The following is a 23,853-nucleotide window of genomic DNA, read 5'->3' on the forward strand; positions in this document are numbered from 1 at the left end:
TGTTCCTACCTATATTTTACACTTATTTTCTACACAATTCAATTAAATTATTGATTTTTAGCTTCTTATTTGCCATCGTTGGTTAGATAGAAGCCTTTGCCTATAATTTTTGACGTGTTTATTATTGTTATAAAAGCATAAGGATCAATTTGTTTTAAAAATAATTTAGTTCTTGGAGCTTCTTTTGGTGATAATACTAGGAAGAATACAGATCTATTTACACCTTTGTATAGACCAAGTCCGTCTAAGACTGTGGCGGATCTATTTAGATCATCTCTAATAAATTCGCCAATTTCTTTAGGTTTTGTTGTTATTATTATAAATAGCTTATCGGTATTCATCGATTGAATTATTACATCGACAAAAACTCCTTTAAGAAATAGTCCAAGAAATGATAGTAGGCCTATTTCCATATCAAATATCCATATTGATAAGAAGGTGAAGGTAGAATCTACTACTAGTAAGGATTTGCCAACTTCAAGTGCCGAGTATTTTTTTATTATCATAGCGATAATATCTGTCCCACCCGAGCTTGCTGCAAGGTTAAATAATATTGCCGATCCAATAGCTGAAAGGATTAGAGTATAAATTAGCTCTAACATTTTATTATTTGTTAGTGACCCATGTACTGGAGCTATATAATCTAGTGCCAATGCTGTTAGCGAGTTTAATATTGCAACATAACCAGTTCTTAAAGTAAAATGCTTGCCCAAGACAAAAAATGCCACTATCAACAAAAGTATGTTTATTATTAATGTCAATTCTGCACGAGTTAAAGGTAAGAAGGTTGAGATTATAATACTCATACCTTCTACTCCACCGATAACAAAAGAGTTGGGATATTTGAAAAAATGAGTGCCCAAAGCCATGAGGATTGCTGCAAAACTCATCATAAGAAATCTTGTAAACTCATCCATAGGGTCGTGGTTGTATTTAGCTATAGCTCTTTTTTCCAAATAAGTATCTATAAATTTAATTCCAAAGGTCTTATTATCTTTTTTTTCGTTTTTGCTAGCCTTATCCACTAGTACTTCTCCTTACAAACTAATTATTAGAATAATTATCAAAATATCCTTGAATTAGGACAATTGGAGTACCTTTATCTCCAGAACCTGATGTTAAATCAGCTAATGAACCCAATAAATCTGTGATTTGTCTTGGAGTTGTTCCTAAAGTTTCATCTCTACCAACCAATTCCTTTTCTTTTTTGGAAATTCTATCTACCATAGCTGCGGTTCTTTCTTCTATTGATAAATGTGAAAATTCGTTATCAGCTATATATTTAATTTTTAGTTCACTTGGAGTTCCAAATAGTCCATCTGTAAAGGCTGGAGATACAACTGGATCTGCTAGTTCCCAAATTTTTCCAACAGGATCTTTGAAAGCTCCATCGCCATAGATCATAACTTCAATATCTTTGTTAAATTCATTTTTAAGTTTATCTTGAAGTTTTAATACAAATTCTTCTCCATTTCTTGGGAATAATTTTACTTCATTTTCTGTTGATAAGTTTGACCCCAAAAGTCCGTATTTTTCGTTAAAGCCTGAACCATCAACTGATCCATCTAAAATTTCATCAAGTGATAAGATGTTTTTTCCACCTGCTTCTTTTAGTTTTCTTTTTACGATTTCTCTGGTATGAATTGAGCATACCAAAACATCTCCAGAAAATCTTAAAGCATCTACTGGGTTATTTAGAAAATGAATTTCTGAATTTTTTGCATATTCGCTGTATAATTTTGGATAATCGATGTCTGTGAATGTGTGTTTATAATCTCCAGCAATCTTTCTAAATTCATCGATGTCTAAAACATCTTTGTAAGGATTGATATCGCTGTTAAATAAGTCCATCTCATCCATTAAATAGTTTCCTACTTCATCTTGAGGATATGATAGGCAAATGTGAAGTTTTTTGCCACTTTTTGCTATTCCTCTAAGCAAAATTGAAAATCTATTTCTTGATAAAATTGGAAATAATACTACAAGTTCATCACTATCAAATTTATTGTTGATATCTTTTGCAATTTGGTCGACATTTGCATAATTTCCCTGAGCTCTTGCTACAAGTGATTCTGTAACACAAATTACATCTCTATCATTAACTTCAATTTCGTGATTTTTGCATGCATTTTTCACGCTGTCAAAGACGATTTCTACTAAATCGTCACCTTTTTCTATAATTGGCGCACGTAGTCCAATTGATCTTGTTCCTATAAGTCTTTTCATTATAATCCCCTTTCTAAAAAATTATACTTTCTATCTGCAAATTTAAAAGATGCTAGAGCTTAACTTCTAGCATCAAATTTTTCTCCGCATTTTGGACATCTTACTTTGACATTGCCTTTTTTCTTTGGAATTCTAAGTTTTTGACCACAATTTGGGCAGGCAATATACTTAAAATCCTTGTTTCTATTTAATTTTGTCGCATCATTCTTTCCATTTTTTATGGCTTTTTTTATTGGATTTATAAATTTTTCTTTAAATTGTTCATTTTCCAATGCTCTTCTTTGCGTTTGTCTAGAAAAAGACCTGTATATGGCAAAGACGAAAATTACAAAGCCAAATGAATTTAGAAATGTAGATTTGGTAAAATATGAGATTAGGCTAAAAATAATTCCCATCCATACCAAAAATATTCCAAATTCATCTATGTTTAGTTTACTTTTCATCATCATCCTCTACTAACTTTTCCATAATCTTACTTATGTCACCTTGGAGAATATAATTTGCAATATTATCTCTGCTTGTAGCTTCCATATTTATCAAAATTAATTTATTTCCCCTATAAAAATCTATAAGGCCAGCAGCAGGATACACTGCAAGGGAAGTTCCACCAATAATTAAAACATCAGCTCTTGCTATCAAATTTATTGCATAGCTAATATTATCTTGATTTAGCCCTTCTCCGTAAAGAACTACATCAGGTCTAATAATTCCACCACACTTATCGCAAATTGCTATATCCTCATACTTTTTAATATAGTCTAAATCAAAATTTTTTCCACAATTCATGCAATAATAGTCTTTTATATTTCCATGAAGCTCGATTACATTCTTACTTCCAGCATCTTGGTGAAGGCTATCTATATTTTGAGTTATAATTCCTTTAAGTTTGCCCATTTTTTCTAATTTGCTCAAAGCATAGTGGCAAGCATTTGGCTTTATTCCATCAACCATCAAGTTTTCTTTTATATATTTCATAAATTCATCAGGATGATTGATCAAAAACTCATGACTTAGCATATATTCTGGAGAATAGGCAGAATTATTTTTCCTATTGTAAAGTCCAGTTGCAGATCTAAAATCTGGCAATCCTGAAGCAGTTGAAACTCCAGCTCCACCAAAAAATACAATGTTGTTAGAATTTTTTATTATTTCTTTGACTTGATCAAATGTATTCATTTAGCCCTCCTATGGTAAATCTATATTATTTTCCAAAAATTTAGACGTTTTTACAAAAGCTCCTAAAGTTATCACCAAGTAATAAATAAAGGGTGTAAGATTTTTATAAATTCCATATTTACCTATAGCAAAAGGAAATATAAAAGCATAATCCATAGGTTTTGCTAGCTGTAAGCTTGAATTTACAAGGACTAGTGAAAAATATTTGCAAATAATATAAGCAAATAAAATAACTAGGGCAAGAAAAATTACAACAATGATCCCAGCCGATTTATTTTCCTTAAAATTACCTAGGACATTTTTGTTAATTCTTGCTAGTAAAACTAACACAAAGCAAATTAAACCACTAGCAAAATAATAAATCAAATCACTTCCTATATAAAAATAAAATAATTTATAAAATCCTAGCAAAAATATTAAATTTATTATATAAAAACATGCAAAATTTATGATTTTGCTTGCCAAATATGTTTTGCTAGATAATGGTAGGGAAAAGATTAAATATGAATTTGCCTTAGTAAAATCCTTATCTAAAAGTTTAAATAAGTAAAGAAAATTTTCAAGGATAAAAAATCCTAGCCCTGCTATAAAAACACTTGCGACAAAGTCACTTGAAAAACTGATGTTCAATTTTTTTACAATGAAGTGAAATACTATGGCAAAGGCCAAAAATATGGCATTTACTATCATAAGTCTTGTAATAATTTTATTATTTCTTTTTAGATCAAATTTTAATAACTTTTCCATATTAATTCAAATATATCCTATCGTAAAAATCAGCCAGGCTCATATTTTCTTTATTTCTTAAATCTTCTGCCTTAGCTTTTATGAAAATTTTCCCTCTATTTAAGAAAATCACATCATCTATCAAATCTTCAATCTTATCGATCTTATGACTTGCAATTATCATGGTTTTACTGCCGTCAATTTTATCAATCAACAAATTAATTATTTTTCCGCACACAACTTGGTCAAGGCCGTCAATTATCTCATCTAAAAGATAAATTTTCGCATCTAAAGATAAAGTAAGAGCAATATTCAATTTTTGCCTTTGACCCTTGGATAAATTTTTAATAATTTTTGAAGTATCAATGTCTAAATATTCATTAAGTCTTTCATTGTAATCCTTGTCAAAATTTTCATAAAAATCACCATAAAGTTCAATTAGATCATCTCCTGTAAAATCTTCTTCAAAATCAAAATTTGATGACTTAAAAGCGATATATTCTTTGTTTTTGTAACTTATTTCTTCACCAAATATTTTAACTTCGCCTTTTGTAGCTTTTGAAAGGCCTCCGATAATTTTTAATAGGCTCGTTTTCCCAGACCCAGATGGGCCAAATAAGCCCAAAATTTTGCCTTGGCAAATATCAAAGCTTATATCATCAAGGGCTATTATATCTCTGTATTTTTTCTTAGCATTTTTTAATTCTATTATCTTATCCATTTGCAAGATTCCTTAGCTTTAAATGTTCGATGGCCTCATCTAGGCTGATATCAATATCTTCCAAAGATTCTAAAAAATCGTTGATATAGGAATGAAGAAATTCATATCTGATATTGGCCTTTTTCTCCTCATCAATTCTTATATACAATCCATCCGACTTGCTTTCCAAAATGTGACTATCGATAAGTTCGTCAAAACATTGGTCGACATAGACTGGATTTATTTTAAATTTGCTGGTAAAAAATTTTTTGTCATTAACTTTACTACCATCTATTAAATTTCCATTTAGAATTTCAAGTTTTATATAATCTTTTAACTGATTTTTTTTAGATTTGTATTTCATATTTAATACCTTTTTAAGAATTTAAACTTTAAAAAGTAAGCTCCCTATGTTTTACTAATTTCCTATTTATGGTATTATTATATCAGAATTTTGTCCTTTGCCTAATAGGATTAAAAATTTTTATTTTGCCCTTGACAGATATTTTTTATTATCGTATACTATATTAGTAAGCACTTAACGGGGTGTGGCGCAGCTTGGTAGCGCGCGTGTTTTGGGAACATGAGGCCGAAGGTTCGAATCCTTTCACCCCGACCATATTAAATTTATTCATTCATATTGACGTAAACTGATGAAAATTGAATGAAACTAAAAATAATTATTCATAAATAATGAAAACTAATGCAAACTAATGCAGACTAAAACACATTAATGTAGTTAAAATGTAGTTAGCTAAAAATTAAAGTAACGCTAAAATAGGAGGTTTTTGCACCTCCTATTTTTTATTGATTTTATCTTTATACTTTTCTAATATAGGCCTATAATATTTTTCTTCGCCATCAAGCCTTGCTTGGTATGCTTCTTCTACTGTGTTATATGATCCCAAATTTATTTTCTTATAGTTAAGGGTTAAAGATGCTCTATATTTTTTTAATTGTTTATCATAAGTTACTCCCTTGTAACCAGAAGTGTTGTTTTTTGATAAACCTTGTGTTAATCCATATAGACTTGTACCTTCTACTAATTTGTCTTTGATTTCTTTTTGCTCTTCTCTTTTGTGACCACACGATACAGTTCTGCCACTAAGTAGCTCCATACCTCTAACATTGACTTCTTTCCCACAACTACACTTACATAAATATGTTGCTTGACCTTCAACATTAATTCTTTTTATTGCTGTTAGCTCTCCAAAAGTTTTTCCCAATATTTTACTATCAGTTTTTTTGTACTTAATGAGTCTAGCTTTCTCTCCAAAATTCTTGTCACCTAACTTTTTATAGCTACTATGACCACATGAGGTAGATCTACCACTGATCAATCCAGAATTATATACTTCTTTTTCTAAGCCACATGAGCATCTACATAAGCTTTTGCCTTTAGATGAATAGGCCTTTAAAACTGTCCGTTCCCCGAATTTATCGCCAACATTTATCAGTCTTTTTGCCATTAGGATTCTCCTTTTTATAAATATCTAAAAGTTCTCCTACATCATCATCATCTGCATAAGTTCTGAAATAAAGTCTTGCTGTTCTTAAATAATTTTGCTTTCTTACGTGTTCTCGATTTTTTTCTTCCCATCTTCTAGTTGCCTGCACTTGTGATTTAGGCGTTTTATTTTTCAATAATATCTCCTTAATAATAAAACTCTTTACAATAAGACTTTTATTCTTCTACTTCCCCAAAAATATCAACATACTCATCAACTGATAACCTTTCTTCAGCCCACTTTTTAGCTTCACCCTCACTTAAAGGTATGATCTTTTTACCAGCCCTAGACGAATTAACATCAACACTTTCAGCATAATCAGATAAGCCATTTCCTTCACCAAACAAGAAAAACTGACCAGTTTTCTTCTTATACAAAGTTTCCTCAAAAAAATGAAAATCATTCACTGAATAATCACTCTTGTAATAAGCCATAATCTTCGCACTATCAGTATCGTACAACTTGCCATTAATAATTTTCTTCATCTTCTTTAATCTCTCCTTTTTTTATTGATACCCTTATCTTTTAGATATAAATAATTACCTAAAATCCTAATAATTGATTATCAAAATCTATGCCTGATGGAAAATTCAAGCTTTCTAAATTTGAATTTACATAATCCAAATTGATTGATCTTAAATCTTGATAATCGACTATAGATCTAATAGCATCTATATCATTTTTTATGTCTTCGTTCCAATTATTAGTCAAGAAATTCAAAAGTGTTTCTTTATCATTATCAACATTTTTAATATAGTCAAGTAATTGGTAAAAATCCATATACTTACTCAATTCATCTTTACAAATTGATGCATAGGTAAAAGAATAGCGTGCCATCATATTTTTCCTCATAACAAGTTCAGCCAACCAATAGCTATAAAAGCTCTTTAAAATAATATTTCCTACTTCCTCCCCCTTATCTTCAAGTTCTATTTCACTAACAAGATTACCTATTTTTTCATCTAGAAATACAAATCTTTTAAATTCATCATCTTTACTAAATACTTCTTTAAAATATTTGTACATTCCCATATCAACAAGTTCATCTTTTACAATATCAATTGATAGTTCCACCATATCAAGCATTTTTTCGGTTTCATAATATTTATTAAATTCTTTTCTAGCTTCAAATGCTAAAGGATTTGCTGCTCTTAAATCTTCCCAACTCATCTTCCAAATCTCCTTTTAATATATTACCGATCTTACTTATATTATACCGTATACGTTATACTCTGTCAAGTCTTTTTTAAAAAATTTTTCACTTTTTTACTTTTTTTTATCTAAATCAAAAAAATCCACCACAAACGTTGAAATATACACAATCATTCATATTTTACCCTACAAGCGATTTAATTTTCTTAGCCATAGTTTTATATGCCTAATATTGATATAAAAAGACAAAAAAAAGAGCCGACCACATTGGCCGACTCTAGGATATTGTCTTTATTATATTCTAAACCATTTCCATTTCTTTTTCAAGTGCGTAAGTTAAAACTTTTGAAAAATTTATACCTCTATTCTCAGCAGCTTTAGCTAAGCTTTCCGGAATAGTGCAATTCTTTTTAACTTTATTTTCATTATCTAGCCTTACATACCTATACAAATCACATACAACAAAATTTTTAAAGTCGTAATCATCCTCTGTTTCTACATTTTCATCGGGATCTATTATCTTCTCACCGTTACAAAAAGCGTCATAAGCCATTAATTCTATAGCATCTTTAGCCATATATAGAGCTTCTTCTAGTGTCTTTCCTTGTGTTGCTATAGGAATGCTATCATTCCATACAGCGTAAAAACCATCTATTTTTTTAAGGTAAATCGGATATGCCTTAACATCTTGTGATATTGCCATTATTCCTCCCTTTATATTGCCTTCCCCTATTGAGGGGAGCAGTTAGAGCTTTATCCCCAACTGCTTGAAAATCTTTTTAGCAGTAATCTCGTTTATTTCATTGTGTCGTGGGACTTGTGATTTTTTAGTTCCTTCGGCATTTGAATATATATCATGGTCTGAACCGTGTCTAACAAATTTACCGCCGTGACTTTCTATAATTTTTATTAAATCACGCTTCTTCAAAGACAATATCCTCCTTTCAATATATAGTATACGCCTATATATACGCCTTGTCAAGTTTATTTTTTATTATTTTCACAAAAAAAGAGGCCAGCCATAAGGCCAGCCCAAAGTTAAACAGTATCATCACTTTACTATTTATTTTTTTTGTTTTCTAACTTCCGCCTCAACTACATCAGTAAGATATGAGTCAAGATCATCATGAGTCTTGCTTAAGATTTCCTTGCTTTTGTCATTTAGATTTTTCTTGATTGCGGTTTTTGCCCCATTGAATGCTTCCTTTTGTGCTTCTTCATCAAAATTAAGTTCTGGACTATTTTTTAAAGGATCCACAATTGTTTGATTAATGCTACCAACTATAATTTCTGCTAACTCCAAAACTTGATCAGTTGCGTATCTTAAAAGTTCATTTTCTATTAATTGTGCTTTTGCCTTAGCTTCTTTTATCCCTTGAACAGTAAGGGTAAGCACACTTCCAGCTATCAACACCAAAACAAAAATTATTAAACTATCAGTCATTATTTCCTCCTAAACTAATTTATTTACTTCATCTTGAACCGCTTTATATAATCGCTTTTTGCGATCAGAACCAGTTCCATACTTACCAGCTATTACATCACGAGCCATCAAGGTTACATAATCCCCACGACCCTTTCCACCTTTTAGTAAGGTATTTACTTCTGTTTGTACAGCCTTATAGATAAGTTCTATACGAGTCTTTCCAGTTCCATATTTTCCACCTATAACCGCTTTAGCAAAATCGGTAATATATCCACCACTTGCCTTGACTTTTTCTATTTGAGGTATAGGTCTAAAGTATCTTTCTTTGTAGGATCTCTTTCTATCAATAAAATAATCTATATAGCAAGTCGTGTCGTTGTAAGAAATACCATTGTTTGAGTAATTGCAATGGATTATTCCGTCTTTTTTATAAAAAATACCAGTATGCCCACCAGCACCGCCAGATCTGCCCTGCACTCCTCTGATAAAAATATCTCCACGTCTAACATCTTTATATGAGTATATTTCTTTTAAATTCGGCTCTTTGTAAAGAGTTTCAGTTGTCCCAATGTAATTAATTGCGGACTTCCAACCTCCAGCAAGCAAAGCCTTATACACCATAGAAGAGCAATCCAAAAAATTTGGTCCTAATCTTTGTGGGTATTTCATACTATATTTAGGAGCACCGGGTTTTTTGCGGTGTCTATCCTCACACCATTTAATTACCTTGTCAATATCTACAGCCATAATTTATCCTTTCTTATGCACATAAATAGGCTAGCCTAAGCTAGCCTTTGTTATTTTTTTATATCTTTTTTGAGTTCATCTAGATTTTTTGAAATTAACTCTATAGTTGCTTTGGGTGCTAAACCTTGTACTTGCCCTTTTAAGGACTCTAATTGGTAATCTACGCTATCAAATCTTTTATCTATACTAGTAAAATTATCAGCAGACATTTTATTGTGTTCAGATAGCATATGATCGTTAGTTTCCATATTGTAGCTAAGTTTAGACATTATATCAGTATATTTAACATTCAAATCAATTATCAACTGATTTTGTTCCCTTACAAGCTTTCTGTCCTCGCTCCTTTCTTTTCTTTCTAATTCTTTTTCAGCTTTAATATTATCTCTGTCTAATTTCTTTTGCTCATCATATTGCTTTAAAAAGCTTCTACCAAACAAAAAGATAAAAGCTAACAAAACTATGCTAATTGCAATAGCAATACCTTGTTTATTTGCAATATCAGCAATTTTTTCTATAATGTTCACAATTTATTTCTCCTAACTTTTTTTGATTATCTAAATTATCAGTTAGGCTTTAACCAATTATCATTTAGATGAGGCTTTAAAGCCTTATAATTAGCTAGTTCACTAATTATTCAACATAATCTTGACCAGTAATTATCTTAAATTCTTCTGGAGTAATTTGTCCCCAAGGTTGTTTTTTTGTTTTTACCAAAAATTTAAGCTCATCAAGTGTAATCCATTCATATTGCCATGCTAATTGTAAAAAATCCATTATTTGCCCCCTTGTAGATCTAGAATTTCTTTTTCCATTTTTGCCATTTTTATCATATTCATAGCTGATTGTTTGCCTAAAGCTTCTATGACTTTCTCTTTTTCAGCAGCTTCTAATGTTAGTTTGGAAATTTGCTTTCCCATTGCCATAAAGCGTTTTTGTTCAGCTTCTTTTTTCTTGTTGATTCCTAGTATAGAATCTATTTTATGAAATACTGCCATTATTCGAAGTTTCCCCCTATTGATGAAATGTAACATTCTCCTATTGCTCCGTTTCTTTCTACACTTACTCTTATATTAAATCCCCAATTTGATGCTGTTTTTTGCTTATTTGATAAGAATATCTTCTTATTCCCAGCAGCTTTATCTGTCACATCTTCCCATGTAGGATTTGCATCACTACCATTGTTGCAAGCTTCTATTTTTAGTATCGCTTTTTCTGGTATTGATCCGACTAGATTTATTAGTGCCTTTGTTACCATAGCATCTGCCTGTAATGGCTTTTGGAGTTCAAAGAGTATTTTTGTTTCGTTCTTTCTAAAATTAAAGACTTTCTCTGCAACACCTCCTTCATTATCATCTGCGACTATTTTTATAGTATGATTGCCATTAAGTAATTTTTGATAGGCTAATCTTGACAAGCTAAAAGTATATGTTGATCCAGCGGTTGCTGTAAATTGCTTGGTTGATTTACCATCAAGATATTCATTGACAGTAAGAGTTGGATTGTCTTGATCTGATACCTTGTAAGTAAATTCAAACTCTTTATTTTGTAGACCCATGTTAGCGCTTGTAGTAGTTTCAATGATTGGTATTCTATTCCAAGAAATAGTGTATGCACCGTCAGAGCCTTTATTATCATATATCAAGATTTCAGGTTTCAGATTACAAAGCGGACGGACACCAGAGGCGTTGTAGTAGTACTGGGCGTTAGCATTACCATCGGTGTCGACGGTGCGCAACAGATTTTCGGTGGATTTATAGAAAGTTCTAAGCCACCAAGCTTTATTGCTGTTATCAAAATCTTTGCCCATTCTACTGTTATTGTCGGTAAATAAGGGAAATCTATATCCTTCTTTTTCAGAACCGCTTTCTAACCCTACTTCTGTCATCGAAACTAAAAACATTTTATCCGTAGCATTTCCAGATGCTGTGCTTATGCTAGTGTAGACAATATCATTTTTAAAATTAGAAGAAAAATTTTTCAACAATCCATTATTATCATTAATCCACCTCCTAAGTTCTGAATCTTGGTACTTTATTGTAGAACTATCAAATTTCTTATCTAGTAAAACTCTCTCGCTTATGAGTGTTACCGTGTTATTCGGATAACCCCTGTGATTTTTGTCTGCTATTATCCATACTATGGTATGACCGTTGTATTTTGTATTTATATCCTTAATCTTTGCCCCTATTGGTAAATCACTTAATCTTTTCAAAGTTTATCACTTCCTTTTCCTATTTAATATTTTGTAAAATAGCATCTACTAGCACTCCAACCTAGATAAATCTTCATTGAATACTCCGTTGGTAAATTTAATCCCATTTAAATCTTTAAAATTAATAGTAAATGGGTTGCCAGTTATATCTTCATAAAGTCCACTTTCAACCTGTTTAAGTCTTACCAATATATCTGATGAAATTATTCTTTCTACGTTGGTTATATTGTTCCACTTGGTCTTTTCAGCATCTGTTACTGTTCTGTGAGTTGGATCTTCTTTTAATTGAGAAAGACTTAGTTTTAGATCAATCTCATCTAAAAATCTTCCCCAACTTGACCATGTAACATTATCTAAACCTAGTCTAAAGTAAGTCTGCATATTTTTTGTAAGTAGACAAATCTGTATTGGATATCCACCACTTGAATCTTCCCAACCTTGCATAGTTATTAGTAGACAATATTGAGCATCAGTTTTGGTATGTAAGCCTAATGCTAGCGTCTTTTTAAATTCTTTTACTATCTCATAAGGGTGATTTTCTATATACCATTGAGGGCTTTCGTCTGTATCTTTAGTGTCGATAAATTTTGAACTTATTTCTAATTTTTCAAATTTATCTTTGTCGGCTTTCTTTTCGATAAGTCCTTTTATTTTACCTACAACCTGCTTTAATCCTTCATAATCTAATAGTTTCATAGACTATGCTCCCATGGCTTGGTTGATTTCTTCTGTACTTATAGCTTGTAAATCTGCTTCTTTAACATATCCATCAAGATTTACCTGTGTGTTTGTATCTCCGATCTTTTCCCACTTCTTATTGATGAATAACCATTCTTCATAAACGTTACTTCCTTCGCCTTTCGGCCCTATGAGATATATGGTATTTTCATCTGCTGTGCTTGGCTTTTCTGCTGCTATTTCTTTTTTCATGTGCCTTGCATCACTAATAAGTTTTTGTACAGTTGTTTTGTTTACAAGATCTTTATCATCAACTAATTCTGATATCTTTGTAGGTACTGTGATATTGACTTCTTTGTTGCTTACATTGACTAGTGTTCCATTTCTTTTTATCTTTGTAATAATATTTTTTTCTGCACCATCTTCTAATCCGTTAAGCTTATTAAGATTTGCGCTAGATAAAAGGCCTGCTTCTTCACTTGTTGCCACATTATAGGTCTTTAAAGTCGATAGCTTTTGCTTATCCTCATCTGTATAGTTATTCTTTGATAAACCCATACCAGATTCTTTTTGCACGAACTTTTCTTTAATTAATCCTATTAGGTGTTGCAATCCAACTAAATCTAAAAATCTACTCATTTTTTCCTCCTAGAACATCTTAGCTATATCTTCTTCTGTGATCCTAGCTACACTCATTTTTCCAATTTTTTCCAACATCTCTTGCTTATCTGCTTCAGTAAAAAAGTCTATTCCAACTTTTGGCGTATAACCATCTTTGCTTATCATAAATGGATTTGATATAAAAGTATCCTTGCCAATTGTACCAATTACTTTTCTTACTTGTAGATAAAATTCACCACTAGTTAGAACATAGTCTTTATTTATAATCTTTATTTCACATTGCAAAATCCCCGGTTGACATAGAGTTCCATCTGTAAGCACTATTTTTAGTTGCTTATTATCTTCTGAAACTTGGCAATCTAGCTTTAAGGTCTTCATATCAGGCCTAAGCATAAGACAATAAATTTCCTCATAGTCTTTAATTTCTAAAATCCTTATCCCTTCAGTAAGATTGATATATAGAATATTAGTTTTGTTGTCATATTGTACAAAGCCTGTATAAAGTCCGTTGTTATTTTTCATATCTACTTTGATTTTATAAGCTTTTTCCATAGGCTATTCTCCTAAACTTCCTAATAACTGGAGCAATTCTTCTTGACTTACTGGCTCAAAATCTTGTACATTGTAAAAGTCTTTTATTGTTTCTTTGATAGCTGCCATTTGTTTCTTATTTTCTTCTGAAATTTCTGAAACTATACTAATATTGTTTTGAACTGAATTATATTCTTTGATAAAAGAATCTAAAATATTCATTTGGTAGCTAACTGTAAGAATATCACCTTCGGCTAATGTTTTTTCTTTAAAGACAATCTTATCTCCCTTATAAAGAAAAATATTATCGACAATGTTGTTAGCTTTGAATAACTTTCCCTCTGTGCTTTGTCCCTTTATGGATAATTCATAGGGCAAAACAGAGTTTTCAGTCGTTAATTCTATCTTGTAAACACCAATAACATCTACATCATAAGAAATGGGAAGATCAGTATATTTATAAGTTTTAGTCAAGGACTTGCTTATATCTGGCTTAAAATTTAAATAAATATCCTTGTTATTATTTAATTCATCTACGATCTCGTTAATTCTTTTGGTAATATCAAAAAGTGGAGATTGATTAGTTAATTTTTCCATACAGTCACCTTCAAGCAAAAAAGGAACGACTTCATATTGTCATTCCTTTCTTTATTTTTTCTATTTCTTTTTTAAGTGCCTTGTTTTCATTTCTTAGCATTTCAACAATTTCTTTTATTGATTTTATTTCTTCTTGCATTTGGTCTATACTATCTTTTTTTTCGTCTTTCTTTGCTGAAAAAATTAAGGCTCCTACTTCATCAACTCTATAATCCATATCTACCTACTTCATAATACATTTTAGTCTTCTTACTGTTGGTATAAGTGCAGGGTTATTAGAAGATAAGTCAACCTTGATTCTAAAATTGTTTTGTGGACTTGTTTCTGTAGCTTCATAAGTGTATTCAATATAACCACCTACTTTTTTTACCTTGCCTTCACCTTTTTGAGATAGTTTTTTCCATTCTTTGCCATCTCGATCAACAGCATAGTAGAAAACTACACCAGTTCCACTTGGAGCATAGACATCAACTACTACTTTTATATCACTGTATTTAACATCTGTTACTACGTTTCTTGAAATGTAGGAGCTTTTACTATCATTTAAGCAACCAACCAACAACAAGCTATCCAAAGCTATTGCCGGTGATAAATTACCTTTAGTTGTCATAATCGCTCTAATTGTTACATTATCTACTTTTTTAAGTAAGTTCATTTGATTATCTACTGCAATTGGAAACCATGTTTTTGACTCATCAGTTGAATATGACCATTCCAAAGAGCAATCCAAAGGTACAGATGTATCTGAAAGTATTTTTATTGAGTCATACTCGATACCTTTTATAGAGTTAAAGTAAACATAAGATTCTCTTACATAATCATTTGTATACAAATCGAATTTTAGGTTAAAGTCTTGTTTAGCACTCCATGCTATAGCGTTAGAAGATTCAAACATTAAGCCTGGCAAATATGGATTTTCAAGTATAAGTTTTTTGCTTGCCAAATCTCTTTTACCTAATTCTTGTACATATATACTAGCTGTTGATGAGTTTGACAAAACAGTTATTGCATACTGTTCATTAGCCTTTAAATAAACTGGATTATCAAAGTCTATTTTTGTTTGACCAGTGCTATCTTCACTAATATTTATCTCGTCAAAGTTTATTACTTTTTCTGTGAGAATTTCTTGACCTGGATAACCATTATCACATTTTCTTATTTGTATTCTTAGATCATAGTCCTTATCCTTGCTAGCAAAATATAAGCCTATTGAATTTAACATCTGATCTTTGCCAACAGAAAAAGTTTGTGCAACTGGATCTACTATGTTTCTCTGAAACCAATTTGTAGTATAAACTGTTGTATAAGTCTTATGAGTAGTTGTGGTGTGTGTAGTTGTAGTTGTTTCTAGAATACCATTAGCTGTAAATGGTGTTTTGCCTCTTAATTTTGGATTATCCTCTGCAAAAACATCTACGCTTACAGTTCCACATCTTACCTTGGCTGGAATAGTAAATGAAGCTTTTACTTCTCCGTTGGTGTCAGCTATAAGCTGTCCATCTGCTCCTTTGTTGTTTTCGCTTAATGGCTTTGCATCTACTTCAATATCATTAAATAAAATTTTAATATTGTCTTGCTTTGGCAAAAATCTTGTTGCTGTAACTGTTATCTCTATAGGTCGCATATACTCTATAGCGCTTTCTGTTACATTTACACTTGTTGATGTTGTTTGATAAGAAGATGTTGATGCACTTTGACTAGTAGTAGAACTCCATGCCCATCCATCACCTAATAGCGGGCCTTGTTTACCATTATCTCTTCTAATACTATTAAAAGATACTTCCGTTCCACCATTTTCTCTTAATACTATGCTGTTGGTTTCTACCCAATTATCTACCTGCGGATAGATCTTAACACTTGGTGTTTTTGGAAAGGCTGTAAAAGGATTTATCCTATAGGCTCTAGTTGCATAAGGCTGTTTGTCACCTATTATTTCTTTTCCACTGGCAGTAACAATTCTTTCGTATTCCTTTATATCTTTTGAATTTTCCTTATCTATACTTAATTTATTGATGGAAAATTTATAACCTAAAGTCAATTCATTAGTTGTTACATCTATACTTGCATTATAATCAGGGTGGTTTATATCTGCTTTACTAAAGCCCATAAAGCCATCAGTTAAAATCCCCTTTAGTTGAGTTGCTTCTTCACCTTCAAGAGCTTCTTTGTCTAAGTCCGTTATGGCTTGGTTAAGTTCCATATCTTCTAGTCTTTCAAACATTCTTTGGATTCTTGCCATATCTGATCTTAAACTTCTGGAATTTATTATTTTTAAAACATCATTTACCGGTGCAACTTGTACATAACCTAAAAGAAGAACATCTTGATCTGTAATATCTGCTGGTGCTACTTTGTCAACCGTATCTGATTGACCTGTAATAACTCTTAGCATTCCTTTCTCATCAATGGTAATACTTGCTATATAGTGCAAGTAAAATGTGTAGTCTACAATCATTTGTGATTTATCTACTGGCATATCACCATCAAGAATTTCAATATAATAATTACCTCTGTCTACTGTTAGCTTATAATCTTTGTCTGCTAACATTGCCTTGTTGTAGGTAAGCTCTACCTCATAACTAGTTCCCAAATCTGGTTGTTTTCCACCATCTAGCCATCTTATAGTATCAGACTCTAATACATAATCAACATTCTTACTATAAGTTGTATTGGTGTTTGTTTGCTTAACTGATAAGATTTGTGCAACTGGTGTAAATTGACTTGGAATAGGATCTGTACCATTTACCGACCCTTGTCTAGTTAATCTTTGACTTACTTGTATAACTGAAATAAGCCTATCTATTTTTGCTACCGGACTATTATTTAATAAATATCTACTATTGCCAGTCTCAAATATTTTTGGCTCTGCAATAATATTTCTGGTTACATTAGCTCTAGGAATAGGAATAGTTGTTGCTGTTTGCTTTTCTATTTCCCAACCCTTTACATAAGCTTTACCGCTTGATAGGTTTAGGTATAAGCATTCTTCGTCACTTTGTGCCTTTTGTGATAGCTCCATACCCCTAACCTTGTAATGACCGGATTCGTCATAGGTTCTTCTAGCTAGCAAAGCTAAGAACTTATTAAATATGGTATCTTCATCGTTTTTGTTATTTGTTACAAGCTCGCCATCTTGCAATACATAGATTGTAGTGGCCTTATCATCGTTTGCTCTTAATATCAAGCTTTCTTTTAATCTATCAGCTCCTGGCAACCCATAATTAGGTGTACCACTTGCAGGAGAAACAAGCCTTTGATCGTCAATAGATTGTATAGCTTCTCTTTGAAGTCTTACTCCTATAGTTTCAAGACCTTTTCCTCTTATTCTTACAGTCTGTTTATAAAAATCTCTTACTATTCCAGCTAAATAAATTTTTCCATCTGTAACTGTTACATTCTTTTCTATGGATCCTTCTATATCTTCAATAAGTATTTGTGCTCCACTTTTTATATCTCCATCTTTCAAAAAACAATCAGCAATATTTTTAACTATTCTTTTTTGACTAGATTGTAATTCGTTTAGTTCTCTACTTTGAAGATGAAATCCAGGTCTAAATAACAATTGAGTATAATTATTATCTAGATTTATGTCATAATATGGTGCTTGTGACAAATCAATATTTTTAATTTCTTCTGTCATATATCCTCCTAGCACTCAATAATCATAAAGTAGCTATCTTTAGTATCTGATTGTCTTGTTGTTACTTTTCTATTTGCTATCACTTCAAGAACACCAACATCTTCTATATCCTCTGGCAATAAAATTCTTTTATTTTCGTTGCCATTTTTTGGTGTAACTCTTGAAAATATGCCTATTTGCCTATAAGTAACTGGTGGCAATTCATCAAAATATATGGTGCTTTCAATCAAAACCCATCTGGATTTTAGCTTCAAAGCTTCTTCTTTTGTCAAAGTTTTAAATTTTATCTTTGCATATTCAATTTCTCCAGACTCATCTGGAATTACCATAGAAACTCTGTCCGCTTTTTTCATACCTACTAACTCATCAAGGTTTTCAGCATCAAGATTTGGTTCAGGTGGCACAAAGCCATCTTTGTTTTCATTTTCCCATGGACTAGTTCTGCCAAGACCAATAAAGATGTTTCCTTGTTCCAATAAGGATAAGGCTCTGGAACAATGGGCTGTGTTAGTTATTATTGGCAATCTTTCGTAAATATTTGTATTGACTGTTTTAATAGCCATCTTATTTGATCCTTTCTGTTCTAACTTCTATAGGTTTTAAAGTCATAGTAAGTCTTCCTTCCTTTTGTCTATCTGCACTAAATGATTCGTTTTCAAGTGCATAAGCTTCTTCTAGGCTCGGGTTTTCTTTTTCTAATACCTTTGCTATATCTTCTAAAGATAAGATCCCGCCTAAATGATTTCTTAATACTCCTGTTGCATAAATTTCTCTTACCTTGCCAACTCCATCCCAAAACATTATTTGTTTACCTTCAAGAATAGCTTTGCCATCTAAAATGGTATTTGCTAAATCATCTAATAAGATATCAATTCTTGCATCTGGTACGGTTGCAAATGCATCGTTATTTACATAAGCAATATCTATAAAGTGTTCTCTATATATCTTGTTATAAACGTGAGTATTTCTTTCTTCCCAAAATTGGTCTTTAATAATATTCCATCTAGGAGCAATAGAAAATGTGATTTTTACACCTGCTGCTTTAACTCTGTTAAGATAGTTTATCAAAGCTGGTGTAATATGACTTGAATCTGGTAAAGATATATCTATTACAGAATAGATCCAATAATCATAAGAAATCAGCCTTCCTTCGCCATCTAAATATTCTCTTTCATCAAGCTTGATAAGCTTTGTCCATGGTTCAAAAATTCTAATGGATTCTGGCAATAAATTTTCGTTATTGTCTTTGTTGATTTTTCTTGCAGCTGCAATTTTTATGCCTTCTAGTGTGTTCTTTGGGGTCAATATTTCAATTATTATTCTTTTTCTATAAACATCATCAATTTCTTGGTAGTCTCTTGGTACTCCAAACATATTGCCCCAATAGTCAAGCCAATCGTCATTTGCTGTTTCTAAAGCCATTTCTAATATAGCTAAATTCAATCCATCTTTTTGAATTACTAAAGCTTGAAATATCGCATCAATAAGTATGCTCTTAGCTCTTCCATCAGCATCAACATTTAACTTATACAGTGCTAACAAGGACTTGTAATAAATAGAGTTCAGCAATCTTAATTTCATTACTAACTCTTTTCTTTGCCTTTAAGCTTTTCAACGGTAGTATTGACTGCTATTACACCGGGTCTAATTATTTCATCTTTTCTTATATTTACATCCTTTAAATTTTCAAGATCAACATAAGCTATAGCTTCACTGTATGAGTCATATATATAAGCTAATAAAGATGAATATTTAAGGCTTTGAGATACTTTCATATTGTCCATGTATTCTTTAATAGCTACAGTAATCATTGAATCGTATAAAATGCTATTAACGCCTTCCCTATAAATAACTTTTATATTGTCCACGTCTACAATTCTTTTGACAGCTGGCTTTATAGCTACTTCAATTCCAGCGGATCTATATATTTCTACAGCCTTATATACTTCTTCGTAAAGCTCGTTATTTAAGTTTCCTGCTTTATCATGTACATAAGCTAATGCAAATCCAATGTAATTATCATCTATATATACACCACTTACGCCAGGAACTTCTTTTATACCATAAGCAATGGCTTCTGCTGTACCTCTTTGTAGAGTATGCACAAATTCTTTAAATCTTTGTGCTCTACTAGCTTCACTTTCTCTATCTTCACCATTGAAAATATCGTTAGTATTGGCAACATTAGCTATGTTTGCTGAACCCATTTCCATTTTGCAAATTTCACCAGCTACAGCATTACCTCTTTTGCCTTTTTCGACAGCTTCTATTTTTATTATTATTGATCTGCTACCTTCTTGTACTTTTACGTTTTCAACGCTTTTATAATATTCTTTTTTAAGCCTATTCTTACCAGTATGAAAAAGACTACCTCTTGGAATTATCATTTCTTGATATAAAGGCTCATCAAAAAAAATTGTTACATAGCCTTCTGCTCTAATTGCAGGTTTTCTTTCAAAAGAAAAAGCATTGTAACAGCTATTCCTAATAGCATGCTCAACGCCTTTTTTAAGATCATAATAAAATTCTTCTGCTTGTAGTGCTACCGATTCTAGTAGAGTTCTGGTAGCTGAACCGACATTAAAGTCTGTTAGCTTATCAGTTCTTGATGCTACCCAATTGATAAGCTCTTCTAAAATACTATTAGCTCCTTTTATTCTAAAGGCCACGCTTCTCACCTCCTATAATATATATTCAAAGCTAAAAGGCTTGCCAGGCTCTATTGGAATAACCTTAGCTCTAATAATCACTTGTCCGTCAATAACTTCTGCATCGATATCTTTTATATCTTTGACTCTAAAGTCCGATCTAATGCAAGATTCAACTTCAAATATTATTTTATTTACGTTTTCTTGACTGTAATTTTTGCCATAGTATCTACTAAGCCTAGATCCAAATTCAGGGTGCATAAACAAGCTCCCTTTTTCAACTGAAAGCCTTGATAATAGTTGCTGACCTAAATTTTCAAGTCCTTTTACAATATCAACATCTGAATGGTTGACTTCCAAATGACCTTTTACATCATGGTCTACCGTCTTATTGTGGTATAAGTCTAAATCCATTCCATAAGCAACAGCTTCTATTTCTGATTTGTCATTGCTATTAGCAACAGAATAAGCTTGGCTAGTTGGTATTAGTATATACTCACCTAATTTAGCAACTTTCTTATCTCCATAATCTAAAAATCCTTCGTGAACCGAATCTATGTAAGGAGAATCTAATTGATTGACCTCTACAATTTCACGCCAATTTTTAATATCATATTTTTTAGCTATTCTTTGTAAAGAATCTCCCAATTCTATTCTGTGTGTAATAAGTCCATTCATAGCTCGCCCACCTCAATAAAATCATGTTTAAGCTTTTTCTTTATCAACCATAAGTTAGTTAACAAGCACGTTAGATGATTATTTAGATCTGTTGTTTTATTCAAATTATAGTCTTCTAGCTTATCTTTGACATAATAAACATTATTTATAAGCCTATCAAGTCTTTCTTCTCTAAGCTCGCCATATTCAATATCTATATCTAATATATAATGCTTGTATAGCTCATATCTTAGACTATAAGAGTCAAGTAGGATAAAAAGTATATAAGTATATAAATAGCTTTTTTTAATCTCGTGTAAACTCTCTAAACAATCAAATATAGCACTGTCATTCTTAAATTTGTTTATAGAATAGAAGAAAAGCATATCATTTAATGATAATGTGTTCTTAACATCACCTGGAAAGTTGGTAAAAGATTGTGTCTGTATAAAGTAGCTCGTATCAAGTACGTTTTTGTCCATTGCAAGTACTTTCTTGTGGATATTATAAGTACTGATACTTATTTTGTTTTCAAATTTATATTTAATCCCACTTTTGTAGTATTTATCATTGTTTACATCTAAGCAAACAAGGGAAGCAAATCTAAGATTCTTACATATTTGGTAAGCCGTTGAAGGGCACCATCTTATAGAATTAACTTTGCAACCTACTAAAGGGGATAAGTTTTCAATTAATTGGATCATAATCAATCCTTTGTTAAATTAACTTTGCTAAACTTTGTATCGTTAGTGTCAAGTTTTTCTATTACATCTCTATCTCTTACTGTTATTGTTATCGTTTTAGGACTTTCTAATGGATTTCCTATTACTTGTATTTCGGGACTTTCTACTGCATCTCCAACACGTCTTAATACATAAAGTTGTATATCATATTTGTATATTAGTGGCTGGTTAACATTTCTAGAAATATTTAATCTAATTGGTATTGTTACGTATGCTTCGCCATCAGTATGATTATAAAAGTTTAAAAAGTCCTTTACTGGTCTTCCATCTCTTATATCATCCATAACTGTTAACATAGTTTTTTTAAGGCTTAGAAACTTTTGATATCCATGTGCTGGATCTTTTCCTGTTCCTTTGTAGCCTGTAGTGCCTACTATATTAAGTTCTTTTAATCCGGATCCAAACAAATCAACTACTGCTCCAACTTTTGTATAATGTACATTTACTCTATTTGGAATTTTTAAATCATAAGTTTCTGGGTTTAAATCAAATACATAGGATTGATTTTTATATTCCAACTCCATTCTTTTTAATCTATTAATTCCATCATAAGCATTACCATTCAAGGCCATTTTTATTTCCTGTTCCTGTTTCGCCTGGATCGATAAATCTTATAGGCTTACTATCGTATCTATCAATTGGCGAATTAGATCCTTTGATTTCATTTACTTCGGGTGCAATTAAATTTATACTACTACCGGATCTTATGTTAACACTTCCTTTTGAGTTAATGGTTGTTTCACCTATAGAGTCTATTCTAACATCACTATCAGAAAGTATTTTTACTTTTTGCTCTGTTTTAATTTCAACATCTTCTGATGTTTCCAATCTTACTCCCTTTTCAGTAAAAGATAACTTTGTTTGTCCTTTGTCAGTTTGCCTAAATAATGATAAAGTCCCATCATTTTCAATTTTAACACTTGCAAGTTCCACTATATCTGGGACTTCCATTTCTGGTCTAGGATTTTCTTCAAAATGTTTTCTCATTATCTTAGACTCTGATTTTCTTAATGTTCTTCTGTCGTATTCTTTAGGCTCGTCATCTCTTCTAAGCCTTTTGAACGTTTTAGGTTGTGTTCTAATTTCAAAATTCTTATTTTCATCTATACCTATAGTAAATAAAAAGTCGGGTGTATCTTGAGAATATCTTGTAATGCCTAATTGTGCATCGTGATACCATCTGTTGTATTTTGCATCAGCCCTATCTTCTACAGAATCTTTTGTAACTCTTAGATAGTTAAAGGGTTCTATTAAGCTTGTATGCAAGTTGTGGCGAATAGTTTTGTTTGTCTTTTTGTTTTTAAGCGTTAAATCTTCAAAGTTAAAAGCATCTTCTCTATGATCACTCATTTTATGGATTTTACCTACAGAAAAAGCACATGAACTTTCAACATTTTCATATTCACCACTACCATTTCTATAAGTATAAGATTGATCCTTATTTACTCTTGCGCTTTCGCCACGTGTAGCTACAGCTTCACCATAAGCATCTATTCTAGGATTTACATTAGTTTTATTTTTATTCCAGGTTGGAAGAGTTCCAATAATAATAGGTTTATATTTTTCAGATCCTATAAAAGCAAGTACAACTCTTTGACCTACTTGCAAAGGCGTGTAATCTCCATAATACATATCTGATTCTTCATCATAACCAGAATAGCTTTCTAATTGTACACAAGAATTAACTATTCCATTTGTTATTTGATTATCCCCTACAAAAGAACCTGATTGTAGCAAAACATCAGCTGTACCATTTTTATCATATACTCTTGTTACAGTACCTGTTATGATTTTCCCTTGATTGTCTGCATCTGCTCTTCCTCCGTATTGGACTTCACCTAAACTTGATTGTAATCTCATCATTC

32 protein-coding genes and 1 tRNA gene are annotated in these 23,853 nt (G+C 31.5%); 1 reads left to right on the top strand and 32 read right to left on the bottom strand.

Annotated elements, in window-relative coordinates; all coding sequences use genetic code 11:
* Positions 1-65: 65 nt before the first annotated feature.
* From CS884_RS05535 to CS884_RS05565, 7 genes are read right to left on the bottom strand one after another with little or no spacing between them, the layout of a single operon-like run.
* Positions 66-1,025 carry a YitT family protein gene (locus CS884_RS05535; protein ID WP_308216802.1) on the bottom strand — a complete coding sequence of 320 codons (960 nt, stop codon included), beginning with the start codon at positions 1,023-1,025 and terminating at the stop codon, positions 66-68.
* Positions 1,026-1,044: 19 nt separating this feature from the next.
* Positions 1,045-2,226: a coenzyme F420-0:L-glutamate ligase gene (locus CS884_RS05540; RefSeq protein WP_099321061.1), complete on the bottom strand. Its 1,182-nt coding sequence runs from the start codon at positions 2,224-2,226 to the stop codon at positions 1,045-1,047.
* Positions 2,227-2,285: 59 nt separating this feature from the next.
* Positions 2,286-2,669, bottom strand: coding sequence for a hypothetical protein (locus CS884_RS05545; protein WP_099321062.1), 384 nt, complete (start codon positions 2,667-2,669; stop codon positions 2,286-2,288).
* On the bottom strand, positions 2,659-3,402 hold the full coding sequence (locus tag CS884_RS05550; RefSeq protein ID WP_099321063.1) for an NAD-dependent protein deacylase: 744 nt from the start codon (positions 3,400-3,402) through the stop codon (positions 2,659-2,661). Before CS884_RS05550 ends, CS884_RS05545 begins: the two co-directional genes overlap by 11 nt.
* A gap of 9 nt (positions 3,403-3,411) precedes the next feature.
* Positions 3,412-4,149, bottom strand: a complete 738-nt coding sequence (locus CS884_RS05555; protein WP_099321064.1) for a hypothetical protein — start codon at positions 4,147-4,149, stop codon at positions 3,412-3,414.
* A gap of 1 nt (position 4,150) precedes the next feature.
* Positions 4,151-4,849, bottom strand: coding sequence for an ATP-binding cassette domain-containing protein (locus tag CS884_RS05560; protein ID WP_099321065.1), 699 nt, complete (start codon positions 4,847-4,849; stop codon positions 4,151-4,153).
* Positions 4,842-5,192: a hypothetical protein gene (locus CS884_RS05565; RefSeq protein ID WP_099321066.1), complete on the bottom strand. Its 351-nt coding sequence runs from the start codon at positions 5,190-5,192 to the stop codon at positions 4,842-4,844. Before CS884_RS05565 ends, CS884_RS05560 begins: the two co-directional genes overlap by 8 nt.
* A 178-nt stretch (positions 5,193-5,370) precedes the next feature.
* Here CS884_RS05565 and CS884_RS05570 point away from each other — a divergent pair.
* Positions 5,371-5,447, top strand: a tRNA-Pro gene (locus CS884_RS05570).
* 178 nt (positions 5,448-5,625) lie between these two features.
* Here CS884_RS05570 and CS884_RS05575 read toward each other — a convergent pair.
* From CS884_RS05575 to CS884_RS05695, 25 genes are all read right to left on the bottom strand, one after another.
* Positions 5,626-6,297: an AP2 domain-containing protein gene (locus tag CS884_RS05575; RefSeq protein WP_099321067.1), complete on the bottom strand. Its 672-nt coding sequence runs from the start codon at positions 6,295-6,297 to the stop codon at positions 5,626-5,628.
* Positions 6,266-6,472 (bottom strand): hypothetical protein, encoded by a 207-nt coding sequence (locus tag CS884_RS05580; protein ID WP_099321068.1) that lies wholly within the window; start codon positions 6,470-6,472, stop codon positions 6,266-6,268. Before CS884_RS05580 ends, CS884_RS05575 begins: the two co-directional genes overlap by 32 nt.
* A 40-nt stretch (positions 6,473-6,512) precedes the next feature.
* Positions 6,513-6,821 (bottom strand): hypothetical protein, encoded by a 309-nt coding sequence (locus tag CS884_RS05585; RefSeq protein ID WP_099321069.1) that lies wholly within the window; start codon positions 6,819-6,821, stop codon positions 6,513-6,515.
* Positions 6,822-6,879: 58 nt separating this feature from the next.
* Entirely contained in the window at positions 6,880-7,506 is a 627-nt protein-coding gene (locus CS884_RS05590) for a hypothetical protein (protein WP_099321070.1), read from the bottom strand.
* Between the two features lie 283 nt (positions 7,507-7,789).
* Positions 7,790-8,191: a type II toxin-antitoxin system HicB family antitoxin gene (locus tag CS884_RS05595; RefSeq protein WP_099321071.1), complete on the bottom strand. Its 402-nt coding sequence runs from the start codon at positions 8,189-8,191 to the stop codon at positions 7,790-7,792.
* A gap of 42 nt (positions 8,192-8,233) precedes the next feature.
* The gene (locus tag CS884_RS05600) at positions 8,234-8,416 is read right to left on the bottom strand and encodes a type II toxin-antitoxin system HicA family toxin (protein ID WP_099321072.1); all 183 of its coding nucleotides are present in this window, start codon (positions 8,414-8,416) and stop codon (positions 8,234-8,236) included.
* 135 nt (positions 8,417-8,551) lie between these two features.
* Positions 8,552-8,932, bottom strand: coding sequence for a hypothetical protein (locus CS884_RS05605; RefSeq protein WP_099321073.1), 381 nt, complete (start codon positions 8,930-8,932; stop codon positions 8,552-8,554).
* A gap of 9 nt (positions 8,933-8,941) precedes the next feature.
* Positions 8,942-9,661, bottom strand: coding sequence for a peptidoglycan amidohydrolase family protein (locus tag CS884_RS05610; protein WP_099321074.1), 720 nt, complete (start codon positions 9,659-9,661; stop codon positions 8,942-8,944).
* 50 nt (positions 9,662-9,711) lie between these two features.
* Positions 9,712-10,185: a hypothetical protein gene (locus CS884_RS05615; protein WP_099321075.1), complete on the bottom strand. Its 474-nt coding sequence runs from the start codon at positions 10,183-10,185 to the stop codon at positions 9,712-9,714.
* Between the two features lie 106 nt (positions 10,186-10,291).
* Positions 10,292-10,435 carry an XkdX family protein gene (locus CS884_RS05620; protein WP_099321076.1) on the bottom strand — a complete coding sequence of 48 codons (144 nt, stop codon included), beginning with the start codon at positions 10,433-10,435 and terminating at the stop codon, positions 10,292-10,294.
* The gene (locus CS884_RS05625) at positions 10,435-10,656 is read right to left on the bottom strand and encodes a hypothetical protein (protein WP_099321077.1); all 222 of its coding nucleotides are present in this window, start codon (positions 10,654-10,656) and stop codon (positions 10,435-10,437) included. The genes CS884_RS05620 and CS884_RS05625 overlap by 1 nt, the downstream gene beginning before the upstream one ends.
* Positions 10,656-11,873, bottom strand: a complete 1,218-nt coding sequence (locus tag CS884_RS05630; RefSeq protein WP_099321078.1) for a DUF6273 domain-containing protein — start codon at positions 11,871-11,873, stop codon at positions 10,656-10,658. Before CS884_RS05630 ends, CS884_RS05625 begins: the two co-directional genes overlap by 1 nt.
* 48 nt (positions 11,874-11,921) lie before the next feature.
* Positions 11,922-12,569, bottom strand: coding sequence for a hypothetical protein (locus CS884_RS05635; RefSeq protein ID WP_099321079.1), 648 nt, complete (start codon positions 12,567-12,569; stop codon positions 11,922-11,924).
* Positions 12,570-12,572: 3 nt separating this feature from the next.
* Complete coding sequence (locus CS884_RS05640) at positions 12,573-13,190, bottom strand: hypothetical protein (RefSeq protein ID WP_099321080.1); 618 nt, start codon at positions 13,188-13,190, stop codon at positions 12,573-12,575.
* 9 nt (positions 13,191-13,199) lie between these two features.
* Entirely contained in the window at positions 13,200-13,724 is a 525-nt protein-coding gene (locus tag CS884_RS05645) for a hypothetical protein (protein WP_099321081.1), read from the bottom strand.
* Between the two features lie 3 nt (positions 13,725-13,727).
* Entirely contained in the window at positions 13,728-14,300 is a 573-nt protein-coding gene (locus tag CS884_RS05650; protein WP_099321082.1) for a hypothetical protein, read from the bottom strand.
* A 31-nt stretch (positions 14,301-14,331) separates the two neighbouring features.
* Positions 14,332-14,517 (bottom strand): hypothetical protein, encoded by a 186-nt coding sequence (locus tag CS884_RS05655; protein ID WP_099321083.1) that lies wholly within the window; start codon positions 14,515-14,517, stop codon positions 14,332-14,334.
* Positions 14,518-14,523: 6 nt separating this feature from the next.
* Entirely contained in the window at positions 14,524-17,940 is a 3,417-nt protein-coding gene (locus tag CS884_RS05660; protein ID WP_099321084.1) for a DUF4815 domain-containing protein, read from the bottom strand.
* 8 nt (positions 17,941-17,948) lie between these two features.
* A complete protein-coding gene (locus CS884_RS05665; RefSeq protein WP_099321085.1) occupies positions 17,949-18,503 on the bottom strand; it encodes a hypothetical protein in 555 nt (184 codons plus the stop codon).
* Between the two features lies 1 nt (position 18,504).
* On the bottom strand, positions 18,505-19,521 hold the full coding sequence (locus tag CS884_RS05670; protein WP_099321086.1) for a hypothetical protein: 1,017 nt from the start codon (positions 19,519-19,521) through the stop codon (positions 18,505-18,507).
* A 2-nt stretch (positions 19,522-19,523) separates the two neighbouring features.
* The gene (locus CS884_RS05675) at positions 19,524-20,609 is read right to left on the bottom strand and encodes a baseplate J/gp47 family protein (protein WP_180753302.1); all 1,086 of its coding nucleotides are present in this window, start codon (positions 20,607-20,609) and stop codon (positions 19,524-19,526) included.
* Positions 20,610-20,621: 12 nt separating this feature from the next.
* Positions 20,622-21,266: a LysM peptidoglycan-binding domain-containing protein gene (locus CS884_RS05680; protein ID WP_099321088.1), complete on the bottom strand. Its 645-nt coding sequence runs from the start codon at positions 21,264-21,266 to the stop codon at positions 20,622-20,624.
* Positions 21,263-21,949, bottom strand: a complete 687-nt coding sequence (locus CS884_RS05685) for a hypothetical protein (RefSeq protein ID WP_099321089.1) — start codon at positions 21,947-21,949, stop codon at positions 21,263-21,265. Before CS884_RS05685 ends, CS884_RS05680 begins: the two co-directional genes overlap by 4 nt.
* Positions 21,950-21,951: 2 nt before the next feature.
* Positions 21,952-22,560, bottom strand: coding sequence for a hypothetical protein (locus CS884_RS05690; RefSeq protein WP_099321090.1), 609 nt, complete (start codon positions 22,558-22,560; stop codon positions 21,952-21,954).
* Positions 22,544-23,848, bottom strand: a complete 1,305-nt coding sequence (locus CS884_RS05695) for a hypothetical protein (protein WP_099321091.1) — start codon at positions 23,846-23,848, stop codon at positions 22,544-22,546. The genes CS884_RS05690 and CS884_RS05695 overlap by 17 nt, the downstream gene beginning before the upstream one ends.
* Positions 23,849-23,853: the final 5 nt, after the last annotated feature.

The sequence above is a fragment of the Anaerococcus sp. Marseille-P3625 genome, from assembly GCF_900232825.1.
GTDB lineage: Bacteria > Bacillota > Clostridia > Tissierellales > Peptoniphilaceae > Anaerococcus.

Excerpts from the sequence above, each read along its gene's own strand:
- CS884_RS05550 (WP_099321063.1), bottom strand. The coding sequence starts at position 3,402 with ATGAATACATTTGATCAAGTCAAAGAAATAATAAAAAATTCTAACAAC.
- CS884_RS05690 (WP_099321090.1), bottom strand. The coding sequence starts at position 22,560 with ATGGCCTTGAATGGTAATGCTTATGATGGAATTAATAGATTAAAAAGA.
- CS884_RS05680 (WP_099321088.1), bottom strand. The coding sequence starts at position 21,266 with ATGAATGGACTTATTACACACAGAATAGAATTGGGAGATTCTTTACAA.
- CS884_RS05575 (WP_099321067.1), bottom strand. The coding sequence starts at position 6,297 with ATGGCAAAAAGACTGATAAATGTTGGCGATAAATTCGGGGAACGGACA.
- CS884_RS05635 (WP_099321079.1), bottom strand. The coding sequence starts at position 12,569 with ATGAAACTATTAGATTATGAAGGATTAAAGCAGGTTGTAGGTAAAATA.
- CS884_RS05610 (WP_099321074.1), bottom strand. The coding sequence starts at position 9,661 with ATGGCTGTAGATATTGACAAGGTAATTAAATGGTGTGAGGATAGACAC.
- CS884_RS05645 (WP_099321081.1), bottom strand. The coding sequence starts at position 13,724 with ATGGAAAAAGCTTATAAAATCAAAGTAGATATGAAAAATAACAACGGA.
- CS884_RS05555 (WP_099321064.1), bottom strand. The coding sequence starts at position 4,149 with ATGGAAAAGTTATTAAAATTTGATCTAAAAAGAAATAATAAAATTATT.
- CS884_RS05565 (WP_099321066.1), bottom strand. The coding sequence starts at position 5,192 with ATGAAATACAAATCTAAAAAAAATCAGTTAAAAGATTATATAAAACTT.
- CS884_RS05545 (WP_099321062.1), bottom strand. The coding sequence starts at position 2,669 with ATGAAAAGTAAACTAAACATAGATGAATTTGGAATATTTTTGGTATGG.
- CS884_RS05665 (WP_099321085.1), bottom strand. The coding sequence starts at position 18,503 with ATGGCTATTAAAACAGTCAATACAAATATTTACGAAAGATTGCCAATA.
- CS884_RS05685 (WP_099321089.1), bottom strand. The coding sequence starts at position 21,949 with ATGATCCAATTAATTGAAAACTTATCCCCTTTAGTAGGTTGCAAAGTT.
- CS884_RS05660 (WP_099321084.1), bottom strand. The coding sequence starts at position 17,940 with ATGACAGAAGAAATTAAAAATATTGATTTGTCACAAGCACCATATTAT.
- CS884_RS05655 (WP_099321083.1), bottom strand. The coding sequence starts at position 14,517 with ATGGATTATAGAGTTGATGAAGTAGGAGCCTTAATTTTTTCAGCAAAG.
- CS884_RS05695 (WP_099321091.1), bottom strand. The coding sequence starts at position 23,848 with ATGAGATTACAATCAAGTTTAGGTGAAGTCCAATACGGAGGAAGAGCA.
- CS884_RS05585 (WP_099321069.1), bottom strand. The coding sequence starts at position 6,821 with ATGAAGAAAATTATTAATGGCAAGTTGTACGATACTGATAGTGCGAAG.
- CS884_RS05640 (WP_099321080.1), bottom strand. The coding sequence starts at position 13,190 with ATGAGTAGATTTTTAGATTTAGTTGGATTGCAACACCTAATAGGATTA.
- CS884_RS05605 (WP_099321073.1), bottom strand. The coding sequence starts at position 8,932 with ATGACTGATAGTTTAATAATTTTTGTTTTGGTGTTGATAGCTGGAAGT.
- CS884_RS05590 (WP_099321070.1), bottom strand. The coding sequence starts at position 7,506 with ATGAGTTGGGAAGATTTAAGAGCAGCAAATCCTTTAGCATTTGAAGCT.
- CS884_RS05560 (WP_099321065.1), bottom strand. The coding sequence starts at position 4,849 with ATGGATAAGATAATAGAATTAAAAAATGCTAAGAAAAAATACAGAGAT.
- CS884_RS05620 (WP_099321076.1), bottom strand. The coding sequence starts at position 10,435 with ATGGATTTTTTACAATTAGCATGGCAATATGAATGGATTACACTTGAT.
- CS884_RS05650 (WP_099321082.1), bottom strand. The coding sequence starts at position 14,300 with ATGGAAAAATTAACTAATCAATCTCCACTTTTTGATATTACCAAAAGA.
- CS884_RS05625 (WP_099321077.1), bottom strand. The coding sequence starts at position 10,656 with ATGGCAGTATTTCATAAAATAGATTCTATACTAGGAATCAACAAGAAA.
- CS884_RS05670 (WP_099321086.1), bottom strand. The coding sequence starts at position 19,521 with ATGAAATTAAGATTGCTGAACTCTATTTATTACAAGTCCTTGTTAGCA.
- CS884_RS05595 (WP_099321071.1), bottom strand. The coding sequence starts at position 8,191 with ATGGCAATATCACAAGATGTTAAGGCATATCCGATTTACCTTAAAAAA.
- CS884_RS05540 (WP_099321061.1), bottom strand. The coding sequence starts at position 2,226 with ATGAAAAGACTTATAGGAACAAGATCAATTGGACTACGTGCGCCAATT.